The following is a 23,824-nucleotide window of genomic DNA, read 5'->3' as shown; positions in this document are numbered from 1 at the left end:
AAAAAAGGAGTTAGTCATGGTTAGATTAGAGAAGAACGATCCCTTAATGTTGGCTCGCCAGCTACCATTAAAAACGGTTGCCCTGATACTTGCGGGTGGGCGTGGTACCCGTCTGAAAGATTTGACCATCAAGCGCGCCAAACCGGCTGTTCACTTTGGTGGTAAGTTCCGTATTATCGACTTTGCCCTCTCCAACTGCCTGAATTCAGGTATTCGCCGCATTGGCGTCATTACGCAGTATCAGTCGCACACGCTGGTGCAGCACATCCAGCGCGGCTGGTCATTCTTCAGCGAAGAGATGAACGAATTTGTCGATCTCCTTCCTGCTCAGCAGCGCGTTCACGGCGAGAACTGGTACCGCGGGACGGCGGATGCGGTGACGCAGAACCTCGACATCATTCGTCGCTACAGCGCGGAATACATCGTGATCCTCGCCGGGGACCACATCTACAAGCAAGATTACTCCCACATGCTTATCGACCACGTCGAAAAAGGGGCGCGTTGCACCGTGGCGTGTCTGCCGGTGCCCGTTGCTGAAGCGACGGCGTTTGGCGTCATGCACGTGGATGCAGACGACAAAATTATCGACTTCGTTGAAAAACCGGTGAACCCGCCAACTATGCCGGGAGATGACACCAAATCGCTCGCCAGCATGGGGATCTATATCTTTGATGCTGATTATCTTTATGAGTTGCTGGAAGACGACGACAAAGACGAAAACTCCAGCCACGACTTCGGCAAGGACATCATCCCGAAAATCACCAAAGCTGGCATGGCGTATGCACATCCTTTCCCGCTGTCCTGCGTGCAGTCAGACCCGAATGCGGAACCTTACTGGCGCGATGTGGGAACGCTGGAAGCATACTGGAAAGCGAACCTCGACCTGGCCTCCGTCACGCCTGAACTGGACATGTACGACCAGAACTGGCCGATTCGTACCCACATGGAATCGCTTCCGCCGGCTAAATTCGTCCAGGACCGATCCGGCAGCCACGGTATGACGCTGAACTCGCTGGTGTCCGGCGGGTGCATCATTTCAGGCTCGGTGGTGGTGCAGTCGGTGCTTTTCCCCCGCGTGCGGATAAATTCATTCTGTAATATCGATTCGGCAGTCTTACTGCCGGATGTCTGGGTAGGGCGTTCGTGTCGTCTGCGTCGTTGCGTTATCGACCGTGCCTGCGTCATTCCTGAAGGGATGGTCATTGGCGAAAACGCGGAAGAAGACGCGCGTCGTTTCTACCGTTCGGAAGAGGGGATCGTGTTAGTCACACGGGAAATGTTGCGGAAGCTGCAAATCAAACAGGAGCGATGATGCAGGTTTTACACGTATGTTCTGAGATGTTCCCGTTGTTAAAAACGGGCGGTCTGGCAGATGTTCTTGGTGCATTACCGGCAGCGCAAATCGCCGGAGGAGTGGATACCCGAGTCCTGCTGCCCGCCTTCCCGGATATCCGGCGTGGTATTCCCGATGCAAAAGTCGTGACGCGTCGTGAGACCTTCGCCGGACGCATTACCCTGCTGTTTGGACATTACAATGGCGTAGGGATTTACCTGATCGACGCGCCGCACTTATACGACCGGCCGGGCAGCCCGTATCACGATACGAACCTGTTCGCCTATACCGACAACGTGCTGCGCTTTGCGCTGCTTGGCTGGGTTGGTGCAGAAATGGCGACGGGGCTGGATCCGTTCTGGCGCCCGGATGTGGTGCACGCGCACGACTGGCACGCCGGGCTTGCGCCGGCGTATCTTGCCGCGCGCGGCCACCCTGCCAAATCGATCTTTACCGTGCATAACCTGGCGTATCAGGGGATGTACTATGCCCATCACATGAGTGAAATCGATCTGCCATTATCGTTCTATAACATGCATGGGCTGGAGTTTAACGGGCAGATCTCGTTCCTGAAAGCCGGACTCTACTACGCCGATCATATTACCGCCGTAAGCCCAACCTACGCCCGCGAAATTACCCAGCCTGAGTTTGGCTACGGTATGGAAGGGTTGCTGCAACAGCGCCATCGTGAAGGGCGCCTGTCGGGTATTTTGAACGGTGTGGATGAACAGATCTGGAGCCCGGAAACCGATCTCCTGCTGGCAGCACGCTATGGCCGCGATTCCGTGGAAGACAAAGCGGAAAACAAACGCCAGCTGCAGATTGCAATGGGCCTGAAGGTTAACGACAAAGTGCCGCTGTTTGCGGTAGTGAGCCGCCTGACCAGCCAGAAAGGGCTGGATCTGGTGCTGGAGGCGCTGCCCGGTTTACTGGAACAGGGCGGACAATTGGCCCTGCTCGGCGCGGGCGACCCGGTGCTGCAGGAAGGTTTCCTTGCCGCTGCGGCGGAGCATCCGGGGCAGGTGGGCGTGCAGATTGGTTACCACGAGGCATTTTCGCACCGCATTATGGGCGGCGCAGACGTCATCCTGGTGCCAAGCCGTTTCGAACCCTGCGGTCTGACGCAGCTTTACGGCCTGAAATACGGCACCCTGCCGCTGGTACGCCGCACGGGCGGGCTGGCGGATACCGTATCCGATAGCTCTCTGGAAAACCTGGCGGACGGTATCGCCAGCGGGTTTGTCTTTGAGGACAGTAATGCCTGGTCGCTGCTTCGGGCGATTCGGCGTGCTTTCGTCTTGTGGTCCCGTCCATCGCTGTGGCGTTACGTACAACGTCAGGCGATGTCCATGGACTTTAGCTGGCATGTCGCGGCGCAGTCGTACCGCGATCTCTATCAACGCTTGATGTAACGAGGCGAAGTTACTGATATGAACGCTCCATTTAGCTACTCTTCACCCACGCTCAGCGTTGAGGCGTTAAAGCACTCCATCGCCTACAAGCTGATGTTCACCATCGGGAAAGATCCGGTTATTGCCAACAAGCACGAGTGGCTGAACGCCACCCTGTTTGCGGTGCGCGACCGTTTAGTTGAACGCTGGCTGCGCTCAAACCGCGCCCAGCTCTCGCAGGAAACGCGTCAGGTTTACTACCTGTCGATGGAATTTTTGATTGGCCGCACGCTGTCCAATGCGCTGTTGTCGCTCGGTATTTATGAGGACGTCAAAACCGCACTGGAAGAGATGGGGTTAGATTTAGAAGAACTGATCGACGAAGAGAACGACCCGGGCCTCGGCAACGGCGGTCTGGGGCGTCTTGCCGCCTGCTTCCTCGACTCGCTGGCGACGCTGGCGCTGCCGGGCCGCGGCTACGGTATTCGCTACGACTACGGCATGTTCAAACAGAACATTGTCGACGGGCGTCAGAAAGAGTCCCCGGACTACTGGCTGGAGTACGGCAACCCGTGGGAGTTCAAACGTCACAACACGCGTTACAAGGTGCGCTTTGGCGGACGTATCCAGCAGGAAGGCAAAAAATCCCGCTGGGTAGAAACCGAAGAGATCCTGGCCGTGGCCTACGACCAGATTATTCCCGGCTACGATACCGATGCCACCAACACGCTGCGTCTGTGGAGCGCTCAGGCCAGTAGCGAAATTAACCTCGGTAAATTTAACCAGGGTGACTACTTTGCGGCGGTGGAAGATAAAAACCACTCCGAGAACGTGTCCCGCGTGCTGTACCCGGATGACTCGACCTATTCCGGTCGCGAGCTGCGCCTGCGTCAGGAGTATTTCCTCGTCTCCTCGACGATTCAGGATATCCTCAGCCGCCACCATCAGCTGCACAAAACCTACGCCAACCTGGCGGAGAAAACGGCGATCCACCTTAACGACACTCACCCGGTGCTCTCTATTCCAGAGCTGATGCGCCTGCTCATCGACGAGCATAAGTTCAGCTGGGATGACGCATTTGAAGTGACCTGCCAGGTGTTCTCGTATACCAACCACACGCTGATGAGTGAAGCGCTGGAAACGTGGCCGGTGGATATGCTCGGCAAAATCCTGCCGCGCCATCTGCAGATTATCTTTGAGATCAACGACTACTTCCTTAAGACCCTGCAGGAGCAGTACCCGAACGATACCGGTCTGCTGAGCCGCGCCTCCATCATTGATGAGTCGAACGGTCGCCGCGTGCGCATGGCCTGGCTGGCGGTGGTGATTAGCCACAAGGTGAACGGGGTGTCTGAGCTCCACTCGAACCTGATGGTGCAGTCGCTGTTTGCGGACTTTGCGAAGATCTTCCCGACGCGGTTCTGCAACGTGACCAACGGCGTCACGCCGCGCCGCTGGCTGGCGCTGGCCAACCAGCCGCTCTCTGAAGTGCTGGACGAGAATATTGGCCGCACCTGGCGGACCGATTTGAGCCAGTTGAGAGAACTTGAACAACATATTGATTTCCCGACGGTGAATAAAGCCGTGCGGGAAGCCAAGCTGCTGAACAAAAAGCGTCTGGCAGTCTGGCTGGCGATGCACCTCAACGTGGTGGCAAACCCGAAAGCGCTGTTTGATGTTCAGATCAAACGTATTCACGAGTACAAGCGTCAGCTGATGAACGTGCTGCACGTGATCACCCATTACAACCGCATCAAGGCCGATCCAACGGCGGAATGGGTACCGCGCGTGAAGATCTTTGCCGGTAAGGCGGCCTCCGCCTACTACATGGCGAAGCACATCATTCATCTCATCAACGACGTGGCGAAGGTGGTCAATCAGGATCCGGACATTGGCGACAAGCTGAAGGTGGTGTTCATTCCGAACTACAGCGTAAGCCTGGCGCAGCTGATCATCCCGGCGGCGGATCTTTCCGAGCAGATTTCCACGGCAGGTACGGAAGCGTCCGGCACCAGTAACATGAAGTTTGCCCTTAACGGTGCCCTGACCATTGGTACCCTGGACGGGGCGAATGTCGAGATGCTGGAACATGTGGGGGAAGAAAATATCTTTATCTTCGGTAACACGACAGAAGAGGTGGAGGCGCTGCGCAGGAAAGGCTACTCGCCGCGTAAATATTACGAAGAGGATGAAGAGTTACGTCAGGTGCTGACGCAGATCGCGACCGGCGTGTTTAGCCCTGAAGAACCGAGTCGCTATCGCGATCTGGTGGATTCGCTGATTAACTTTGGCGATCACTACCAGGTGCTGGCGGATTATCGCAGCTACGTGGACTGTCAGGATAAGGTGGACGAACTTTACCGTCAGCAGGAGAAGTGGACCAGTGCCGCGATGTATAACATCGCTAATATGGGGTATTTCTCGTCTGACAGGACCATCAAAGAGTATGCCGAGACGATATGGCATATTGATCCGGTAAGGTTGTAAAAACAAAGCCGGGTGGCGGCTACGCCTTACCCGGCCTGGTCGATCCCGTAGGCCCGGTAAGCGGTAGCGCCACCGGGCTTTTTTTCACGTCAAGACGCTAACGACAACTCACGCTTCCCCGCATTCTGCAGCAACCACTGCGCCACGCGAGACTGCTGTTCGGCGTTGAGCCACATCCCTTCTTTGGTACGACGCCAGATAGCATCGTCCAGGCGGCGAACCCATTCGTGTTCGACCAGATAACGCAGCTCGGCTTCGTACAGCTCGTGGCCGAAATGTTCACCCAGATCCGCAATCTCTTTCGCGTCGCCCAGGAACAGCTCGGTATTGCTGCCGTAGGTACGGGCATAGTGGCGTGCCATCCCTTCGGTGATGAACGGGAAGCGACGACGCAGCTTCGCGGCGTAATCATCGCGGTTGTCGCCGATATCTCCGCCGGGCAGTACCGCGCCTTTCGTCCATGCCGGGCCAATGCCTTTGTAGTACGGCGCCAGTTTTTCCAGCGCGTGCTCGGCCAGCTTACGGTAGGTGGTGAGCTTGCCGCCAAATACCGACAGCAGCGGCGCCTGGCCGTCTACGTCATGAATATCAAGCGTGTAATCACGGGTGATGGCCTGCGGTGAATCCGATTCGTCGTCGCACAGCGGACGCACGCCGGAGTAGGTCCAGACCACGTCATCGCGCCCCAGCTGTTTCTTAAAGTGCGCGTTGTACACTTTGAGCAGGTAGTTAACTTCGCTCTCGTCGATCTCGACGTTTTTCGGATCGCCTTTGTACTCCACGTCGGTGGTGCCGATGATCGAGAATTCGTCCATCCACGGGATCACGAACACAATACGTTTGTCTTCGTTTTGCAGAATGTAGGCCTGTTTCTGCGTATGCACGCGCGGCACCACAATATGGCTGCCTTTGATCAGGCGAATGCCGTACGGCGAAGGCAGATGCATGCCGTCGTCAAAGAACTGTTTCACCCACGGACCGGTGGCGTTCACCAGGCCGCGCGCTTTCCAGCTGAATTTTTCGCCGGTATCGATATCTTCCGCTTCGACAATCCACAGGCCGTTTTCACGACGGGCAGCGGTCGCGCGGGTGCGGGTTTTTACCTCGCCACCTTTCTTCTCGACCATCTGCGCATTCGCCAGCACCAGACGCGCATCGTCCACCCAGCAGTCGGAATATTCGAAACCGCGCACGATTTCAGGCTTAAGGACCGATTCTGAGCCAAAACGCAAACCGGTCGAGCCCGGCAGGCTGGTGCGTTTACCCAGATGATCGTACATAAACAGACCGATTCGGATCATCCACGCCGGACGCAGATGCGGGCGATGGGGCAGGCGGAAGCGCATCGGAATAGCCAGATGCGGCGCCATTTTCAACAGCACTTCACGTTCGGCCAGTGCTTCACTGACCAGGCGGAATTCGTAGTGTTCCAGGTAGCGCAGGCCACCGTGAATCAGTTTGGAGCTGGCGGACGACGTCGCACAGGCGAGATCGTTAGCTTCCAGCATCAGTACGGATAAACCGCGTCCTGCGGCATCGACCGCAATACCGGCACCGTTGATGCCACCGCCTATCACAATCAGATCTTTGGTTTCCATAACACCCTCATGCACTTTCGTTAAAGCTCAGAAATGTTCGATATCGCTCATAATAGCAAAGGAACGCGCTTTTGGTAACATCAAAAAAACAATTTAGAGTGATATGGATAACATAATGGCGTTTACCCGCCGCCAGGACGTACACTACGGGGTAAAATAGTGCGGTCTGATGCCCTCACCCCAGCCCTCTCCCACGGGGAGAGGGGGATCCGTTTCCCTCTCCCTCAGGGAGAGGGTAGGGTGAGGGGAAAACGCACCACACCCGAATATAAGATGAGAACACCATGGATCAGTTTGAATGTATTAACGTAGAAGAAGCCCACCAGAAGATGCACCAGGGAAAAGCGGTGCTGGTGGACATCCGCGATCCGCAGAGTTTTGCGATGGGCCACACGCCAGGCGCGTTCCATCTCACCAACGACACGCTGGGCGCGTTTATGCGCGATAACGACTTCGAGACGCCAGTGATGGTCATGTGCTACCACGGCAACAGCAGCAAAGGTGCGGCGCAGTATCTGCTTCAGCAGGGTTACGACACGGTGTACAGCGTCGACGGCGGTTTCGATGCCTGGCATCGTCATTTCCCGGCAGAAGTGGAATACGCTTTTGAGCGCTGATCCCGCTATACTGTCCCCTTTTGTGTGGAAATAAGCGACCGCTGCCCATGTTGATGATCACCTCTTTTACCAACCCGCGCGTTGCCCAGGCGTTTGTCGACTATATGGCGACGCAGGGCGTTATCCTGACCATCCAGCAACATCATCAGACTGACGTCTGGCTGGCCGACGAGAGCCAGGCCGGGCGGGTAAACCAGGAGCTGGCGCGTTTTCTTGAGAACCCCGGCGACCCTCGCTATCTGGCGGCAAGCTGGCAGTCCGGCCAGACGGACACCGGGCTGCACTACAGCCGTTTTCCTTTCCTTGCCACCATCCGCGAACGCGCAGGCCCGTTTACGCTGCTGTTGATGGCCGCCTGCATCATCGTCTTCATTATCATGAACGTGGTGGGCGACCAGAGCGTGATGATTGCCCTGGCGTGGCCGTATGACCCGTCTCTAGAGTTTGACGTCTGGCGCTACTTTACCCACGCGCTGATGCACTTCTCGGTGATGCATATCCTCTTTAACCTGCTCTGGTGGTGGTATCTCGGCGGTGCCGTTGAGAAGCGTCTGGGGAGCGGCAAGCTGATCGTTATCACCATTATTAGCGCCCTGCTGAGCGGCTACGTGCAGCACAAATTTAGCGGCCCGTGGTTTGGCGGGTTGTCCGGTGTCGTGTATGCCCTGATGGGCTATGTCTGGCTTCGCGGTGAGCGTGACCCGGAAAGCGGCATCTATCTGCAGCGCGGATTAATAACCTTTGCGTTAATATGGCTAATTGCCGGATGGTTTGATCTGTTTGGTATGTCTATCGCCAATGGTGCACACGTCACCGGGCTGGCCATCGGGCTGGCGATGGCCTTTGCCGACACGCTCCATGCGCGAAAACGAACATAATTCTCAGGGATAATTGATGAAACAAACACAACGCCATGACGCCATTATCGAACTGGTCAAAAAACAGGGATACGTCAGCACCGAAGAGCTGGTGGAGCAGTTTGCCGTCAGTCCACAAACCATCCGTCGTGACCTGAACGACCTGGCCGATCAAAACCGCATTCTGCGTCACCACGGCGGCGCGGCCCTGCCGTCCAGTTCGGTCAACACCTCCTGGCATGACCGTAAAGCCACGCAGACGGCAGAGAAAGAGCGCATTGCCCGCAAGGTTGCCAGCCAGATCCCAAACGGGGCGACGCTGTTTATTGATATCGGCACCACGCCGGAAGCGGTCGCCCATGCGCTGCTGAATCACGAGAACCTGCGCGTGGTCACCAACAACCTGAACGTGGCCAATACCCTGATGCAGAAAGACGATTTTCGCATCATCCTCGCGGGCGGAGAACTGCGCAGCCGCGACGGCGGGATTATCGGCGAAGCGACCCTCGATTTTATCTCTCAGTTCCGCCTCGACTTTGGCATTCTGGGGATCAGCGGCATCGACAGCGACGGCTCGCTACTGGAGTTTGATTATCACGAGGTGCGCACCAAGCGCGCGATTATTGAAAACTCGCGCCACGTGATGCTGGTCGTGGATCACTCGAAGTTTGGCCGTAACGCGATGGTCAATATGGGCAGCATCAGCATGGTGGATGCGGTCTATACCGACGTGATGCCGCCGGCAGGCGTCATGCAGGTAATTAAGGATAATAATTTGCAGTTAGAGTTGTGTTGAGACGCCTTTCTCCCTCTCCCTGTGGGAGAGGGCCGGGGTGAGGGCATCAGGCCGCACAAAACCTAAACGCCATACCCCATCATCTTCAACAGCTGCTGCGCATGCTGCACCGCATCCTGACGATGCGCCACGCCCAGCTTCTGATACAGGTTGCGGATATGCGTTTTGATGGTGGTCGCCGCCACCGCCAGCTCGCCGGCAATCTGCTCATTGCTGTAGCCCGAATAGATCAGCCCCAGAACCTGCCACTCGCGCTGGGTGAGCGGGCTGGTGCGGATAAGTTCTGGCACTTCCGGATGGTTCAGCAGACGTTCAACGAAGTTCTCATCGAAATGCGCAAACTTGTGGCGATGGTGCTGGTTAATCTCGCGCAGAATGCGCTGGGCGCGATGCTGATCAAGCTCCGGCAGCGTATTGAGCTGAATAAGCTGACGCAGCTGCTGGGCCATCACTTCACCTTCAATCACAAAGTGGCTGATAAACCCGGTGCGGTTAGCCAGCTGTAGCGCTTCCAGCAGCACGCGCTGCGCGTCGTTTTTACGGCCCGCCTGCCAGTAGAGCTGGTTAAGCAGCAGCAGGTTGCGGTTCAGGTCGCTCATCAGGCGCAGGCTGCGCGCGTTCTCGTTCAGCTCTTCCAGTACAATCTCTGCGGGTTCTAAATCACCGAGCAGGATCTGCGCGCGGGCAATGTTGCGCCACTGGCTCTGCAGGAAGTGGTTGTTGGCAAATTCCGGCTTTGGCGTCTGACGCAGCCAGTTGGCGGCGGATTTTTTGTCGCCGGTCATCTGCCAGTAAATCACCCGGACCTTATCGGCGTTCGATACCCAGTCGCTATGATACTGACCGTTGCCGAGCAGGTTTTCCAGGCGGTTAAGATGGTTGCGGGCGTTATCGAGATCGCCGCGCGCCAGCGAGCACTGCACCAGCAGCGCCAGACACTGCAGCTGCTGCTGCGGCTGGAAACCGGAGAGGACGTTCACACCCTGACGGGCGCAGCTTTCGGCTTCATCCAGACGCGACCAGGCCCACAGTAGCTGAGCGCGAATACGCAGCAGGAACTCGTGCATCGGCAGCTGTTCAAGGTGTTGTTCACGAATCAGCTGGAACGCTTTTTCCTGGTTTTCCCAGGCGGCCTGCAGGAAGCCCTGAGCGAACAAAATTTCGCTTTGCTGGATCAGGCTCCACAGCGCGTAGTGCCAGACATCATGGCGACGCGCCATCTGTTCGGTTTGTTGCATCAGCGACAGGGAGCGCGTTAGCTCGCCTTTGCAGTGCAGTACTTCGCCGTGTACCGACGTGGCAACGATCCGGCTGTAGAAGTTGGCCAGCGGCAGTTCATCCAGTGCGACCATCGCCAGGCGTTCAGCCTCGTCCGGGTCGCCGTCGTTAATCGCCACCTGAGCCCGCAGGGCGTTGAATTCACCGTGCAGGGGCGTATCCATGTTGCTTTCCATCTCCTGCTCCGCGCGGGCCAGCAGAGTGTTCACTTCGCTGTAGCGATGCTGGCTCTGCATGAGCCAGGCCTGAAGCAGGACCAGGCGCGGGTTCTCCAGCAGGCTTTCCCACGGCAGCGCTTTCAGGGACTCTTCAAGCAGCGTCAGCTCGCTGTGGTTAAACAGGCCCCAGGCATGGTTGAGAAGGATATCGCGCAGCATGCTGGCGTCACCGGCGGCCAGCGCGTGGTGAATGGCCTCGCTTGGGAAGCCCTGTGCCATCCAGCTTTGGGCGGCAGCGCGGTGAATTTCCGGCAGTTCAACCGCCAGTTCCCACTGGCAACGCTGGCGCAGGAAGCTGCCAAACAGCGGGTGATAGCTAAACCACTCGCCGGGGTCGTCCATGCGCGTCAGGAAGAGGCCCTGACGTTCAATCTCTTCGAGCTGTAGCTGACCGTTTTCACACCCCGTCACGCGCACGATCAGCGCATCGTTCATGGAACGCAGTAGCGAGCTTTTCAGCAGGAAATTACGGGTCGACGGATCGACGCTGTCCAGCACCTCATCCACCAGGTAATCCGAAAGGTGGCTGGCGTTGATGCCAGCCAGGCGGCGCGCAGACTGATGTGCCGGGCTGTTGTTTTGCCGGGCAGAGAGGGCGATGAGCTGCAGCGCCGTGGCCCAGCCGGCGACGTCATCGCACAGACGGCTGCTTTCGGCGGCCTCAATCGGTGATGTCAGGCGGCAGTCAAAGAACTGCTTCGCTTCCTGGTGGGTAAAGGCCAGCTGCTGGCTGCCCACTTCAAGAAGCTGGTCGCGCACGCGCAGGTTGGCAATACCCAGCTGCGGCAGGTTGCGGGACAGCACCACTAAAGTCAGGTTTTCCGGCTGATGGCGCAGGAAGAAACGCATCGATTCATGAATAACCGGGTTAGTGATGAGATGGTAATCATCAATCACCACGTAAAGCGGGCGATGCCATTCGGCCAGTTCAATAAACAGCTGAGAGAAAAGGGAGGACAGGCTGGCGTACTGGCGCTTTTGCACCATCACCTCACTGGCGACGCAGTGTCCATTGGTTGCCTGCTGAATAGCGGCAATCAGATAGCTGGCAAAGCGCTCCTGCTGGTTATCGCCCTCATCAAGAGAGTACCAGCCAAGATCGCTCTTACCTGCGGCCCATTGCGAAATGAGCGTTGTTTTTCCATAACCTGCAGGGCTCGTAACCAGCGCCAGTCGGAAATTATGCGCGCCGGAAAGTTTAGCCAACAGACGCTCGCGGACCACGGTATGGTCAAGGCGAACCGGGCGACTTAATTTTGACGGAATCAACATAGGTTTCACTTCACTGTGGGGAACGAGAGATTTTATTTTTTTTGCGCTTCGTAATTAATGGATATAAGTTCGGCCAATAAGTTAACTATTGCAAGTTATGTCTGGGTTTTATGGCGCTGAATTTGCACTCTGTCACAAAACATTCCCATAATGGCGGAACTTTCCCAAAAAGGCTTACATGCCGCGTGGCTGCTGGCTTGTCAGGATGCATTGCCGTTGCGCTGTAACTGGTTTCAGAAAGGTATAGTGACGTCAAATTTAATAAAGTTTGGGTAATGTTATGCGAGCTTAATAGTCCTGTAAGGTATTGCTTAATTGCAGATATATTACTCTACGTAAGTAATTATTTCCCGGTGGTTTAATTTCCCTCGAAACTGCATTTCATTTCTTTGACATTCTACGCGGTTACTTTTTTATCTTCAGGGCACACTCCAGCTATGCTCTTAGAGTGGCCTCGATCACACTTTTCTGCTCATCCCCGCTACTCCTCCCTGTCTAATCCCCTGCGGGAGGAGGAAGAGGGGAAATGAGCCAGGCACACTAGCGCCAACTTGTGTTTTCTTTCTAAAGGATGCCGATCCCCTATGTCACAGCCTACCTTCAACAAAGCTCAATTCCAGGCTGCCCTGACGCGTCAGTGGCAGCGTTTTGGCCTTCATGCTGCAAACGAAATGACGCCTCACCAGTGGTGGCAGGCAGTGAGCGGTGCGCTCGCAGAGCAACTGGATGCTCAACCTCTGGCAAAACCGGTAAAAGGTCAGCGCCATGTAAACTACATTTCGATGGAATTCCTGATTGGCCGTCTGACGGGCAACAACCTGTTGAACCTTGGCTGGTATCAGGAGGTGGGGGACGTGCTGAAAGAGCACGACATTAACCTGACCGACCTGCTGGAAGAAGAGATTGACCCGGCGCTGGGCAACGGTGGTCTGGGGCGTCTGGCGGCCTGTTTCCTTGACTCCATGGCGACCGTCGGCCAGTCGGCGATTGGCTATGGCCTGAACTATCAGTACGGTCTGTTCCGTCAGTCATTTGCCGATGGTCATCAGATGGAAGCGCCGGACGACTGGCACCGCAATACCTACCCGTGGTTCCGCCATAACGCGCAGCTGGATGTGCAGGTAGGCATTGGCGGGAAAGTCACGAAGCAGGGCCTCTGGGAACCGGCGTTCACCATCACTGGCGAAGCCTGGGACCTGCCGGTACTCGGCTACCGTAACGGCGTGGCGCAGCCGCTGCGCCTGTGGCAGGCGAAGCACGCGCATCCGTTTAACCTGACCAAATTCAACGACGGCGATTTCCTGCGCGCCGAGCAGCAGGGTATCGACGCCGAGAAGCTGACGAAAGTGCTCTACCCGAACGACAACCACCTGGCGGGTAAAAAACTGCGTCTGATGCAGCAGTACTTCCAGTGCGCCTGCTCCGTGGCGGACATTCTGCGTCGCCATCACCTGGCGGGCCGTAAGCTGGCACAGCTGCCTGACTTCGAAGTGATTCAGCTCAACGACACGCACCCAACCATTGCCATCCCTGAACTGCTGCGCGTGCTGATCGACGAGCACCAGCTGAGCTGGGATGACGCCTGGGCGATCACCAGCCGCACCTTCGCTTACACTAACCACACCCTGATGCCAGAAGCGTTGGAGTGCTGGGATGAGAAGCTGGTGAAAACGCTGCTGCCGCGCCACATGCAGATCATCAACAAGATTAACGACCAGTTTAAAACGCTGGTGGATAAAACCTGGCCGGGCAACAAAGCGGTCTGGGCGAAGCTGGCGGTGGTGCATGACAAGCAGGTACGCATGGCGAACATGTGCGTGGTGAGCGGCTTTGCGGTGAATGGCGTGGCGGCGCTGCACTCGGATCTGGTGGTGAAAGATCTCTTCCCGGAATACCACCAGCTGTGGCCGACCAAATTCCACAACGTGACCAACGGCATTACGCCGCGTCGCTGGATCAAGCAGTGCAACCCGCTGCTGGCCGGTCTGCTGGACAAAACGCTGAAGAAAGAGTGGGCCAACGATCTGGACCAGCTGATCAACCTGGAAAAATACGCTGATGACGCGAAGTTCCGCGAGCAGTACCGCGCCATCAAACGGGAAAACAAAGTTCATCTGGCGGCGTTTGTGAAAGCGCGTACCGGGATTGAGATCAACCCGAATGCGATTTTCGATATTCAGATCAAGCGTCTGCACGAGTACAAACGCCAGCACCTGAACCTGCTGCACATTCTGGCGCTGTACAAAGAGATCCGTGAGAACCCGCAGGCCGACCGCGTGCCGCGCGTGTTCCTGTTCGGCGCGAAAGCGGCACCGGGCTATTACCTGGCGAAAAACATTATCCTCGCCATTAATAAAGTGGCGGCGGCGATCAACAACGATCCGAAGGTTGGCGACAAGCTGAAGGTGGTATTCCTGCCGGATTACTGCGTCTCTGCGGCTGAAATGCTGATCCCGGCGGCGGATATCTCCGAGCAGATCTCGACCGCAGGGAAAGAAGCGTCCGGTACCGGCAACATGAAGCTGGCGCTGAACGGTGCCCTGACCGTCGGTACGCTCGACGGGGCCAACGTCGAAATCGCCGAGAAGGTGGGGGAAGAGAATATCTTTATCTTCGGCCACACCGTGGAAGAGGTGAAAGCCATTAAGGCCAAAGGCTACGATCCGGTGAAATGGCGTAAGAAAGACAAAGTGCTCGATGCGGTACTGAAAGAGCTGGAAAGCGGTAAATACAGCGACGGCGACAAGCACGCGTTTGACCAGATGCTGCACAGCATGGACAAACACGGCGGTGACCCGTATCTGGTGATGGCAGATTTCACGGCCTATGTGGAAGCGCAAAAACAGGTCGACGTGCTGTATCGCGACCAGGACGCGTGGACCCGGGCGTGCATTCTGAACACCGCCCGCTGCGGCATGTTCAGCTCTGACCGTTCAATCCGTGATTATCAGGCCCGTATCTGGCAGGCAAAACGCTAAGGAAGCGCGATGGAGAGTAAACGTCTGGACAGCGCCGCGCAGGCGGCGGGGATCAGCCTCAGTTACATTAATGCTCACGGCAAACCGCAGTCTATTGGCGCCGACACCAAAAGACGTTTGCTGGACGCCATGCACAAAACCGACGCGAAAGCGTCGGCTGCACCAGTCCCGAACGTGAAGGTTTTCACCTCGGGTAAAAAGATGCCGCTGGCGGTGGAGGGGCGCGGCGAGTTTAGCTGGCTGCTCACCACCGAAGACGGCCAGCAGCACAAAGGCCACGCCACCGGCGGCAAAACCCTTAACCTTCCGGCGAAACTGCCGGAGGGCTACCACACCTTAACGCTCACCCAGGATGACCAGCGTTTCCATTGTCGGGTGATCGTCGCGCCAAAACGCTGCTATGAGCCGCAGGCGTTGCTTGAGGGCAAAAAGCTGTGGGGTGCCTGCGTACAGCTCTATACCCTGCGTTCCGACAGCAACTGGGGCATCGGCGATTTTGGCGATCTGCAGAAAATGCTGGCCTCTGTGGGGGAGCGCGGCGGTGCGTTTATCGGACTCAACCCGATCCACGCGCTCTATCCGGCCAACCCGGAGAGCGCCAGCCCGTATAGCCCCTCATCCCGCCGCTGGCTGAACGTGATTTACATCGACGTTAATGCGTTAGACGACTTCAAAAACAGCAAAGAGGCACAGGCGTGGTGGAAACTCAGCACCACGCAGCAGGCCCTGAAGCAGGCGCGCGACGCGGACTGGGTGGACTATTCTACCGTCACGGCGCTGAAAATGGCCGCGCTGCGTCTGGCGTGGAAAGGCTTTTCGCAGCGCAATGACGAGCAGATGGCCGCGTTCCGCCAGTTTGTCACTCAGGAGGGCGAGAGCCTGTACTGGCAGGCGGCATTTGATGCGCTGCATGCGTATCAGGTGAAAGAGGACGAAATGCGCTGGGGCTGGCCGGTCTGGCCGGAAGCGTATCAATCCGTCGACACCCCTGAAGTGAAGGCATTCTGTAAAAAATACGCGGATGAAGTGGATTTCTACCTGTGGCTACAGTGGCTGGCGTACAGCCAGTTTGCCGCCTGCTGGCAGGTGAGCCAGGGCTATAAAATGCCTATCGGCCTGTATCGCGACCTGGCCGTCGGTGTGGCAGAGGGCGGTGCGGAAACCTGGTGCGACCGTGAACTCTACTGCCTGAAAGCCTCCGTCGGCGCGCCACCGGACATTCTTGGCCCGCTCGGCCAGAACTGGGGCCTGCCGCCGATGGATCCGCACGTGATGGCGGCGCGCGCGTACGAGCCGTTTATCGACCTGCTGCGCGCCAACATGCAGAACTGCGGTGCGCTGCGTATCGACCACGTGATGTCCGTGCTGCGCCTGTGGTGGATCCCGTACGGTGAAACGGCGGATCACGGGGCGTACGTGCAGTATCCGGTTGACGATCTGCTGTCGATCCTGGCGCTGGAAAGCAAGCGTCATCAGTGCATGGTGATCGGCGAAGATCTCGGTACCGTGCCGGTGGAAATTGTCAGCAAGCTCCGCGACAGCGGCGTTTACTCCTATAAAGTGCTCTATTTTGAAAACGACCATGAGAAAACCTTCCGCGCGCCGAAAGCGTACCCTGAACAGTCAATGGCAGTCGCGACGACGCATGACCTTCCTACGCTTCGTGGCTATTGGGAAAGCGGCGATCTGACCCTTGGCAAAACGCTGGGTCTGTATCCTGATGAAGAGGTCCTGCGCGGTCTGTATCAGGATCGCGAGCTCTCCAAACAAGGGCTGCTGGATGCGCTGCACAAGCAGGGTTGTCTGCCGAAACGGGCCGGGCACAAGGCATCGCTGATGTCCATGACCTCCACGCTCAACCGCGGTTTGCAGCGTTACATTGCCGACAGCAACAGCGCCCTGCTGGGTCTGCAGCCGGAAGACTGGATTGATATGGCGGAGCCGGTGAACATTCCGGGCACCAGCTATCAGTACAAGAACTGGCGTCGCAAGCTCTCCACAACCCTTGAGAAGATGTTTGCCGATGACGGGGTGAACAGGCTGATTAAGGATTTGGACAAGCGCAGAAGAGCAGTGGGTAAGAAGCGGTAGTTTCACCCTCACCCTAACCCTCTCCCAGAGGGAGAGGGAATAGATTGTAGGCCGGGTAAGCGTCAGCGCCACCCGGCTTTTTTACATCAAACCACCATATTCAACAGCAGCACCCCGACCAGACCGCACACCGAAATAATGGTTTCCAGCGCGGACCAGGACTTGATGGTTTCACCGATCGTCAGGTTGAAGTACTCCTTGAACAGCCAGAAGCCCGGATCGTTTACGTGAGAGAAAATCACGCTACCGGAACCGACGGCGATAACCATCAGCTCAGGGCTCACACCCGTGGTCGCAATCAGCGGGGCAACGATACCGCCTGCGGTGATCGCCGCAACGGTCGCAGAACCCAGCGCAATACGCAGAACCGCGGCGATAGACCAGGCCATCAGAAGCGGTGACACGTTGGTTTCATGCATCATGGCAGCGATGTATTTATCCACGCCGCTGTCGACCAGAACCTGCTTGAACGCACCGCCACCGCCGATGATCAGGAGCATCATGGCAATGATTTTGATGGACGAGGTCAGCGTGTCGTTGATCTGATCCATGGAGCGGCCACGGTTCAGACCGAAGGTGAACATCGCGATCAGGACCGCAATCAGGGTGGCCATCACCGGGTCACCCAGGAACTCGGCAACGGACAGGAACGGATGACCTTTCGGCAGGATCATCTCCGCCACGGCGCGCATCGCCATCAGAATTACCGGTACCAGAGAGGTCCAGACGCTGACGCCAAAGCCAGGCATCTCTTCTTCGGTGAAGGTTTTCGCGCTGTACAGACCTTCCGGGATAGGCTTATCAATGCCTTTCAGGAAGCGGGCATAAACGGGGCCTGCCAGGATTACGGTTGGGATCGCCAGAATCGTACCGAACAGCAGGGTTTTACCCATATCTGCATGGAAGATAGTCGCGATAGCGGTTGGGCCCGGGTGCGGCGGCAGGAAGCCGTGGGTAACGGACAGCGCCGCAGCCATTGGCACACCCACGAACAGCAGCGGGATGTTGGCCGCGGCGGCGATGGTGAATACCAGCGGCAGCATCAGCACGAAGCCCACTTCATAGAACAGCGCAAAACCGACGGTAAAACCGGTTAATACCACCGCCCACTGAATGTTCTTCTTGCCAAATTTTTCGATAAGCGTGGTGGCAATGCGCTGGGCACCACCGCAGTCCGCCAGCATTTTGCCGAGCATGGCGCCGAAGCCCATGATCAACGCCAGGCTGCCGAGCGTGCCGCCGACACCGGCTTTAATCGAGCTGATGACTTTCACCAGCGGCATCCCTTGCATCAGACCGACTGCAAGTGCCACCAGAACCAGAGCGATAAATCCGTTCATTTTGAAACGGATCATCAAGAGCAGTAATAACACAACACCGATAGCAACGATGACTAATGGCATGATTTACCTGGCCTTTGAATTGTTATGGGTAACGTCATTGTTTCAACGACAAATTCCGATTGTCCCAACTGGGAACAGAGTGTTAACGGCACTCATACTGATGCCTTCGAAACCATTAAGTTTAGTCGGCTGTTATAAGGATGCTGAGTGCCCACGAGAATGATACGGGTAACATGACGCGATTGAGAATCACCCTGGGAGGCTAAATTTGAATTATGAGACGCAGGTCAACATATAGAGGGGGAGCGGGGGGAAAACAAAAGCCGGGTGGCGGCTTCGCCTTACCCGGCCTACGATTCGGATGCAGTAACTGTTTTGTAGGCCCGGTAAGCGCAGCGCCACCGGGCAATACAGACGGGCACTGAATTAGTAGTAAGAGTGCTCGCCGCGCTGGTGTTCAGTCAGGTCGCGCACGCCTTTCAGTTCCGGGAACTCGTTCAGCAGCTGCTTCTCGATCCCTTCTTTCAGGGTCACGTCGACCATGGAACAGCCGTTACAGCCGCCGCCGAACTGCAGGATCGCCAGACCGTCGTCGGTGATTTCCATCAGGGAAACACGACCGCCGTGGCCAGCCAGCTGCGGGTTGATCTGGGATTGCAGCAGATATTCAACGCGTTCCATCAGCGGGGCATCGTCAGACACTTTACGCATTTTCGCGTTTGGTGCTTTCAGGGTCAGCTGAGAACCCAGCTGATCGGTGACGAAGTCGATCTCCGCATCTTCAAGATAAGGTGCGCTCAGCTCATCAACGTAGGCGGTGAGCTGTTCAAATTTAAGGGCAGTGTCAGTTGCTTCCACGGCGTCCGGAGGACAATAAGAAACACCACATTCTGCATTCGGAGTGCCTGGGTTAATCACAAACACGCGGATCTGCGTCCCTTCTTCCTGATTTGCCAGCAGTTTGGCAAAGTGCGCTTGTGCAGAATCGGAAATACGGATCATAGCTTTGGCCTAATAGTTGACTAAATTACCTGGGTATAATCATACGCCCATTGAAGAAGGGCTACAAGGTACGGCACAGACACCATACCTGAACCGACGCGGCGCCGCTTCGCAAAAGCAGTCGGGAAAGTTCAGCAACGGTACTGCCTGTGGTGACGACATCATCCACAATCGCGATATGGAGACCGTCGACCGGCAATTCAAGGCGAAAGGCATTTTTGAGGTTTCTTTTGCGAAGCCGGGCGCTGAGCTGATGCTGGATGGCGGTGGCGTGAACACGCGTGAGCGCGCTGGCGTCATACCGACAGCCGAGCCACCGGGCGAGGGGGCGGCAGATCAGATCGCTCTGGTTATAGCCGCGTCGCCAGTGCCGGCGTCGGAATAAGGGCACATTCACCACCCTGTCGATTTTCGGCAACCCACGATGACGACGCGCCTGCAAAACCGCCAGCAAGAGCAGGCGGGCAAGGGGCCGTGCCAGCGAACTCTGGCCGGAAAACTTCAGCGCGTGAATGAGCCTGCTCAGCGGCGGAACATAATCATCCACGGCGACAAGCGCGCTCCATGGCGGGGATTTTTTCAGGCAACGGCCGCAGGGCAGAACGGGGTTTGTTGCCGGTAAACCACACTGTGGGCAGGTCGCGATTCGCCCTACAAGCGATCGCGTGCAGACGGAGCAGACGCCCCATCCGCTGAGTGCAAGTGGCATTTGGCATAGCCAGCACGAGCCGGGCACTGTTAGCATGTGCAACCTCCATGTGAAAAGAGAGAACAGTAACTGATGAAGACGCTGTGGTGGCAGACTGCAGGGACAGGAAATTGCCATCTTGTGCTGCTGCACGGATGGGGCCTGAATGCAGAAGTATGGCATTGCATAAGTGAGGAACTTGCCTCGCATTTCACGCTGCATCTGGTGGATTTACCCGGTTTTGGCCGCAGCCGCGGTTTTGGGGTGATGTCGCTTGATGAGATGGCCCGGCAGGTTCTGGACGCTGCGCCGCAAAATGCTATCTGGCTCGGCTGGAGCCTGGGCGGGCTGGTGGCGAGCCAGATTGCCCTGTCGCAGCCCGAACGCGTGAGGGCGCTGGTGACCGTGGCTTCATCGCCATGCTTTAGTGCGCAAGAGGCGTGGCCAGGCATAAAACCTGACGTGCTGGCGAGCTTCCAGCAACAGCTGAGCGAAGATTTCCAGCGGACCGTAGAGCGGTTCCTCGCCCTGCAGACGATGGGCACGGAAACGGCGCGTCAGGATGCCAGAACGCTGAAACAGACCGTGCTTTCCCTGCCGATGCCGGACGTGGAGGTGCTTAACGGTGGGCTGGAGATCCTGAAAACGGTTGACCTGCGTGAGCCGCTGACCGCGCTGGCAATGCCGCATCTGCGCATCTATGGGTACCTCGATGGCCTTGTGCCGCGCAAAGTGGTTCCGCTCCTGGATGCACTCTGGCCGGACAGCGAATCGCAGGTCATTGCCAAAGCCGCGCATGCCCCGTTCATCTCTCATCCGGTCGAATTTTGTTCAGCGCTCATTGCGTTAAGTCAACGTTTCGACTGATTATTTTCCATCCAGCCTGGAAAAAGTAACACACCGCAACCATACTCCAGTTGTCGTTGCGGTTGTTCTGCCTACGATAATCAAAACAACAATCCTATGGAGAGTCAGGCTATGAAACTTGTTACAGGTATTGTCACTTCTCTGGTTATTGGGTCACTTTCATTTGGCGTCTTTGCGGCAAAAGAGCTGGAAAAAGATAAAGTTGCCGGAATGAATCTGACCAAAGTTGGTGAGATTTCTACGTCTGACACCACCGCGCCGATGGACGCAAGAAGAGAGCTGTCGAAGAAAGCGGATGAGCTGGGTGGGACGTACTATGTCGTCACCAGTGCTGAAAAGCAGACCAAAAACGTGCGCGCAACGGCGGACGTCTATAAGTAATACGATAAAGCCGGGCATCACTGCCCGGCTTTATTAGCGCAGTGCCCACCACTCCCTGAGGCAGGCTTTTCCTTCCGGACAGCTTTTACAACTGCCGGAGAGGCAACCGTCCGCGTCTTCCTGAATCCGCACGGCTTTCCCCATGGCTTCAAGCCTTTCCAGCATGGCATCGATCATCGGCTGCGGCGTATGCAGGCTGAGGCTCAGCTGTTTCGCCTCCATCCGCCCCTGTAGCGCCAGCAGGTCTCGAACCTGAATCAACGATGCCATTGCGTACTCCTTAGTGACAGTCGCCCGCCGGGCTGCTGCAGCAGGTCGCGGCGGTTTTACGATTAGCCAGCAGGTCGATATCGACGCGGCTGCGCGCGCGCCGTAACAGGCCGAGAACGATCGCGTTAAACAGAACCACCGCGAGGATGCAGACCAGGCTGTAGCGCGGGTGCTGGCTGAAGTTAACGGTCTGATAAAAGAGCGTCGCCAGCGAGTAGGCAATGTTTAACCCCCACAGGATGGAGAAGCCCATCCAGCCGCGGCTGGACTCGCGGGCAATCGCCCCCATCACGGAGATGCAAGGAATGTAGAGCAGAACAAAGATGAGGTAGCTATAGGCCGCGGACGCGCTGCCAAATTTCTCGCTCATCACGCCCATGGCTCCCGTTGCCATTTCGCCGTCGCCTTTGCTCGCTTCAATTGGGTTGGCCAGCACGCTCAGGCTGAAGGTGTCTTTCAGGCTCTGCCAGGTTTCCTCTACGGCACCCAGCAGTTCATGACCGAGATGAAACTCTGCCGGATTAAACTCCTGCTCCTGAATGTTCTCTGCGGTGTAGAGCGTGTTCAGCGTGCCGACAACGACCTCTTTTGCCATTGCACCAGTAAACAGCCCGACGGTTGCCTGCCAGTTATCCTCATGCACGCCAATCGGTTTGAAGACCGGCGTGATGACGCGGCTGACGGAGGCGAGGGCCGAGTCGTTGATGTTATCTGCCGCCTGCCCGCTGAGGGTAAAGCTGTTCAGCGCGCTCAGGAAAATACTGACGATGACAATCACCTTACCGGCGCGTAGCACAAAGCCTTTCAGGCGCTGCCAGGTCTGGATCGCCAGGCTTTTCAGGTGCGGCACGTGGTACACCGGGAGCTCCATCACAAACGGTGAGGCCTCACCGCGCATGATCGTATGTTTCAGCATTAAGCCGGTCAGGATTGCCATCACGATGCCCAGCACATACAGCGAGAAGACTGCCAGCGCGCCCTGCTGACCAAAGAAGGCTGCCGCAAAGACGGCAAAGATCGCCAGACGGGCACCGCAGGACATGAACGGCGCCATCATGATGGTCATCAGACGTTCACGCGGCGCATCAAGGGTGCGCGCACCCATCACCGACGGGACGTTACAGCCAAAGCCGACAATCAGCGGAACGAAGGATTTACCCGGCAGGCCCAGCGCCTGCATCAGACGATCCATCACGAACGCGGCGCGCGCCATGTAACCGGAGTCTTCCAGGAACGAGAGGAACAGATACATCATGCCGATCTGCGGCACCAGCGGCAGAACGGTGTTGATACCGCCGCCGATCCCCTGCGCGAGGAAGATGGTTAGCCATTCCGGGAAGTGCAGGGTGTAACCCACCCACTGAATACCGTGTACGAAGACCGCGACGGAACCCGCATCGAAAATGGGCTGGAGTGCGCCACCGATGTTAATGGCGAGCAGGAACATCACGTACATCACCAGCAGGAAAACGGGCAAGCCGAGGAAGCGGTTTAGCACAACCTTATCTACCGCCGCCGTAAAGCGGCTGGGTTCCGCAGTGAGGGCGTTACTGACAACGTCGCAGATCGAGGCGATGGCCTGGTAACGCGCATCGGCGATGTGCAGCGCCGGGTCGTCCAGCTCGTCGCTAAGACGGGCCACCGTCACGTCCAGTTTATCAGCCGCATGTCCGGCGTAAGCGCGGCTGTAGATATCCCCTTCCAGCATCTGCAGGCCGAGCCACAGCCGCTGTTTCGCAGGCATGCTGTTGTCCATCTCCTGCGCCAGCATATTGGCTTCGCGCAGGAGGGGCTTCGCGTAATGCACCAGCTCAACGTCGCGATTGCCCGCGTGACGGTCAATGGCCAGCTTGAGTGCATCAATACCGCGAGCGCGCGTCGAAACCAGCGGAACGACTGGGCACCCGAGACGTGCGGAGAGGGCATCGACATCGATGCGCAGCTTTTGTTTCTCCGCAATGTCGAGCATGTTGAGCGCCACGATGCAGGGGATCCCCAGCTCCAGCAGCTGCAGCGTCAGATAAAGGTTACGCTCGAGGTTCGAGGCATCGACCACGTTGATCAGCAGGTCCGCGTCGCCGCCAAGAATATAGTGACAGGCAATTTGCTCATCGAGCGAGGTTTGTGACGAAATGGTGGTTAAGGAATAGGTGCCGGGAAGGTCAACCAGCGTGACCTGGTTGTCGGTTGTTGTGAACTGGCCTTCTTTACGCTCAACCGTCACGCCCGCCCAGTTACCCACGCGCTGGCGTGCCCCCGTAAGCTGGTTAAAAAGCGTAGTCTTGCCGGAATTAGGATTGCCAATTAAGCCAATAGTTAACTTTTTCATTTTTTAGACTCACTGAAACCGCTGGCTT

At 57.0% G+C, this 23,824-nt stretch carries 17 protein-coding genes; 10 read left to right on the top strand and 7 right to left on the bottom strand.

Features of this window, described 5'->3' with window-relative positions; translation table 11 throughout:
* Positions 1-16 precede the first annotated feature (16 nt).
* From glgC to glgP, 3 genes are read left to right on the top strand one after another with little or no spacing between them, the layout of a single operon-like run.
* A complete protein-coding gene (gene glgC / locus E3U32_RS06625) occupies positions 17-1,312 on the top strand; it encodes a glucose-1-phosphate adenylyltransferase (protein ID WP_134348133.1) in 1,296 nt (431 codons plus the stop codon).
* Complete coding sequence (gene glgA / locus E3U32_RS06620; protein ID WP_134348214.1) at positions 1,312-2,745, top strand: glycogen synthase GlgA; 1,434 nt, start codon at positions 1,312-1,314, stop codon at positions 2,743-2,745. The genes glgC and glgA overlap by 1 nt, the downstream gene beginning before the upstream one ends.
* An 18-nt stretch (positions 2,746-2,763) precedes the next feature.
* A complete protein-coding gene (gene glgP, locus E3U32_RS06615) occupies positions 2,764-5,211 on the top strand; it encodes a glycogen phosphorylase (protein ID WP_134348132.1) in 2,448 nt (815 codons plus the stop codon).
* 89 nt (positions 5,212-5,300) lie between these two features.
* Here glgP and glpD read toward each other — a convergent pair whose 3' ends face one another.
* Positions 5,301-6,809, bottom strand: coding sequence for a glycerol-3-phosphate dehydrogenase (gene glpD / locus E3U32_RS06610; RefSeq protein WP_134348131.1), 1,509 nt, complete (start codon positions 6,807-6,809; stop codon positions 5,301-5,303).
* Between the two features lie 284 nt (positions 6,810-7,093).
* On the opposite strand from glpD, the gene glpE reads away from it, so the two are divergent.
* The 3 genes from glpE to E3U32_RS06595 are packed head-to-tail and all read left to right on the top strand — an operon-like array spanning position 7,094 to position 9,079.
* Positions 7,094-7,426, top strand: coding sequence for a thiosulfate sulfurtransferase GlpE (glpE, locus tag E3U32_RS06605; RefSeq protein WP_134348130.1), 333 nt, complete (start codon positions 7,094-7,096; stop codon positions 7,424-7,426).
* Between the two features lie 47 nt (positions 7,427-7,473).
* Positions 7,474-8,304, top strand: a complete 831-nt coding sequence (gene glpG, locus E3U32_RS06600; protein WP_134348129.1) for a rhomboid family intramembrane serine protease GlpG — start codon at positions 7,474-7,476, stop codon at positions 8,302-8,304.
* A gap of 16 nt (positions 8,305-8,320) precedes the next feature.
* Entirely contained in the window at positions 8,321-9,079 is a 759-nt protein-coding gene (locus tag E3U32_RS06595) for a DeoR/GlpR family transcriptional regulator (RefSeq protein WP_017384141.1), read from the top strand.
* Between the two features lie 62 nt (positions 9,080-9,141).
* On the opposite strand, the gene malT is transcribed toward E3U32_RS06595, so the two are convergent.
* Positions 9,142-11,847 (bottom strand): HTH-type transcriptional regulator MalT, encoded by a 2,706-nt coding sequence (gene malT / locus E3U32_RS06590; protein WP_134348128.1) that lies wholly within the window; start codon positions 11,845-11,847, stop codon positions 9,142-9,144.
* Between the two features lie 584 nt (positions 11,848-12,431).
* Between malT and malP the strand changes: the two genes are divergently transcribed.
* Together malP and malQ are read left to right on the top strand one after the other, a co-directional pair.
* Entirely contained in the window at positions 12,432-14,825 is a 2,394-nt protein-coding gene (gene malP / locus E3U32_RS06585; RefSeq protein ID WP_134348127.1) for a maltodextrin phosphorylase, read from the top strand.
* 9 nt (positions 14,826-14,834) lie between these two features.
* Positions 14,835-16,916 carry a 4-alpha-glucanotransferase gene (gene malQ, locus E3U32_RS06580; RefSeq protein WP_134348126.1) on the top strand — a complete coding sequence of 694 codons (2,082 nt, stop codon included), beginning with the start codon at positions 14,835-14,837 and terminating at the stop codon, positions 16,914-16,916.
* Between the two features lie 86 nt (positions 16,917-17,002).
* On the opposite strand, the gene gntT is transcribed toward malQ, so the two are convergent.
* The 3 genes from gntT to gntX all read right to left on the bottom strand — a co-directional run bounded on the left by gntT (position 17,003) and on the right by gntX (position 20,006).
* A complete protein-coding gene (gene gntT, locus E3U32_RS06575) occupies positions 17,003-18,319 on the bottom strand; it encodes a gluconate transporter (RefSeq protein ID WP_047345733.1) in 1,317 nt (438 codons plus the stop codon).
* Positions 18,320-18,685: 366 nt separating this feature from the next.
* A complete protein-coding gene (gene nfuA, locus E3U32_RS06570; RefSeq protein WP_134348125.1) occupies positions 18,686-19,261 on the bottom strand; it encodes a Fe-S biogenesis protein NfuA in 576 nt (191 codons plus the stop codon).
* 61 nt (positions 19,262-19,322) lie between these two features.
* The gene (gene gntX, locus E3U32_RS06565) at positions 19,323-20,006 is read right to left on the bottom strand and encodes a DNA utilization protein GntX (protein WP_134348124.1); all 684 of its coding nucleotides are present in this window, start codon (positions 20,004-20,006) and stop codon (positions 19,323-19,325) included.
* A 36-nt stretch (positions 20,007-20,042) separates the two neighbouring features.
* On the opposite strand from gntX, the gene bioH reads away from it, so the two are divergent.
* The gene (gene bioH, locus E3U32_RS06560) at positions 20,043-20,816 is read left to right on the top strand and encodes a pimeloyl-ACP methyl ester esterase BioH (RefSeq protein ID WP_134348123.1); all 774 of its coding nucleotides are present in this window, start codon (positions 20,043-20,045) and stop codon (positions 20,814-20,816) included.
* A 111-nt stretch (positions 20,817-20,927) separates the two neighbouring features.
* Positions 20,928-21,197: a YdgH/BhsA/McbA-like domain containing protein gene (locus tag E3U32_RS06555; protein WP_134348122.1), complete on the top strand. Its 270-nt coding sequence runs from the start codon at positions 20,928-20,930 to the stop codon at positions 21,195-21,197.
* Positions 21,198-21,230: 33 nt separating this feature from the next.
* Here E3U32_RS06555 and feoC read toward each other — a convergent pair whose 3' ends face one another.
* Together feoC and feoB are read right to left on the bottom strand one after the other, a co-directional pair.
* On the bottom strand, positions 21,231-21,467 hold the full coding sequence (feoC, locus tag E3U32_RS06550; protein WP_024907906.1) for a [Fe-S]-dependent transcriptional repressor FeoC: 237 nt from the start codon (positions 21,465-21,467) through the stop codon (positions 21,231-21,233).
* A gap of 10 nt (positions 21,468-21,477) precedes the next feature.
* Positions 21,478-23,796 (bottom strand): Fe(2+) transporter permease subunit FeoB, encoded by a 2,319-nt coding sequence (gene feoB, locus E3U32_RS06545; RefSeq protein WP_134348121.1) that lies wholly within the window; start codon positions 23,794-23,796, stop codon positions 21,478-21,480.
* Between the last annotated feature and the right edge of the window lie 28 nt (positions 23,797-23,824).

The organism is Lelliottia nimipressuralis (genome assembly GCF_004402045.1).
Taxonomy (GTDB): Bacteria; Pseudomonadota; Gammaproteobacteria; order Enterobacterales; family Enterobacteriaceae; genus Enterobacter; species Enterobacter chinensis.
The sequence above is the reverse complement of the archived record's forward strand: the minus strand, read 5'-3'. Positions and strand labels throughout refer to the sequence as shown.

What these genes read in the sequence shown, in the direction of transcription:
- glgC (WP_134348133.1), top strand. Translation starts at nt 17, where the DNA reads ATGGTTAGATTAGAGAAGAACGATCCCTTAATGTTGGCTCGCCAGCTA.
- glgA (WP_134348214.1), top strand. Translation starts at nt 1,312, where the DNA reads ATGCAGGTTTTACACGTATGTTCTGAGATGTTCCCGTTGTTAAAAACG.
- glgP (WP_134348132.1), top strand. Translation starts at nt 2,764, where the DNA reads ATGAACGCTCCATTTAGCTACTCTTCACCCACGCTCAGCGTTGAGGCG.
- glpD (WP_134348131.1), bottom strand. Translation starts at nt 6,809, where the DNA reads ATGGAAACCAAAGATCTGATTGTGATAGGCGGTGGCATCAACGGTGCC.
- glpE (WP_134348130.1), top strand. Translation starts at nt 7,094, where the DNA reads ATGGATCAGTTTGAATGTATTAACGTAGAAGAAGCCCACCAGAAGATG.
- glpG (WP_134348129.1), top strand. Translation starts at nt 7,474, where the DNA reads ATGTTGATGATCACCTCTTTTACCAACCCGCGCGTTGCCCAGGCGTTT.
- E3U32_RS06595 (WP_017384141.1), top strand. Translation starts at nt 8,321, where the DNA reads ATGAAACAAACACAACGCCATGACGCCATTATCGAACTGGTCAAAAAA.
- malT (WP_134348128.1), bottom strand. Translation starts at nt 11,847, where the DNA reads ATGTTGATTCCGTCAAAATTAAGTCGCCCGGTTCGCCTTGACCATACC.
- malP (WP_134348127.1), top strand. Translation starts at nt 12,432, where the DNA reads ATGTCACAGCCTACCTTCAACAAAGCTCAATTCCAGGCTGCCCTGACG.
- malQ (WP_134348126.1), top strand. Translation starts at nt 14,835, where the DNA reads ATGGAGAGTAAACGTCTGGACAGCGCCGCGCAGGCGGCGGGGATCAGC.
- gntT (WP_047345733.1), bottom strand. Translation starts at nt 18,319, where the DNA reads ATGCCATTAGTCATCGTTGCTATCGGTGTTGTGTTATTACTGCTCTTG.
- nfuA (WP_134348125.1), bottom strand. Translation starts at nt 19,261, where the DNA reads ATGATCCGTATTTCCGATTCTGCACAAGCGCACTTTGCCAAACTGCTG.
- gntX (WP_134348124.1), bottom strand. Translation starts at nt 20,006, where the DNA reads ATGCTAACAGTGCCCGGCTCGTGCTGGCTATGCCAAATGCCACTTGCA.
- bioH (WP_134348123.1), top strand. Translation starts at nt 20,043, where the DNA reads ATGAAGACGCTGTGGTGGCAGACTGCAGGGACAGGAAATTGCCATCTT.
- E3U32_RS06555 (WP_134348122.1), top strand. Translation starts at nt 20,928, where the DNA reads ATGAAACTTGTTACAGGTATTGTCACTTCTCTGGTTATTGGGTCACTT.
- feoC (WP_024907906.1), bottom strand. Translation starts at nt 21,467, where the DNA reads ATGGCATCGTTGATTCAGGTTCGAGACCTGCTGGCGCTACAGGGGCGG.
- feoB (WP_134348121.1), bottom strand. Translation starts at nt 23,796, where the DNA reads ATGAAAAAGTTAACTATTGGCTTAATTGGCAATCCTAATTCCGGCAAG.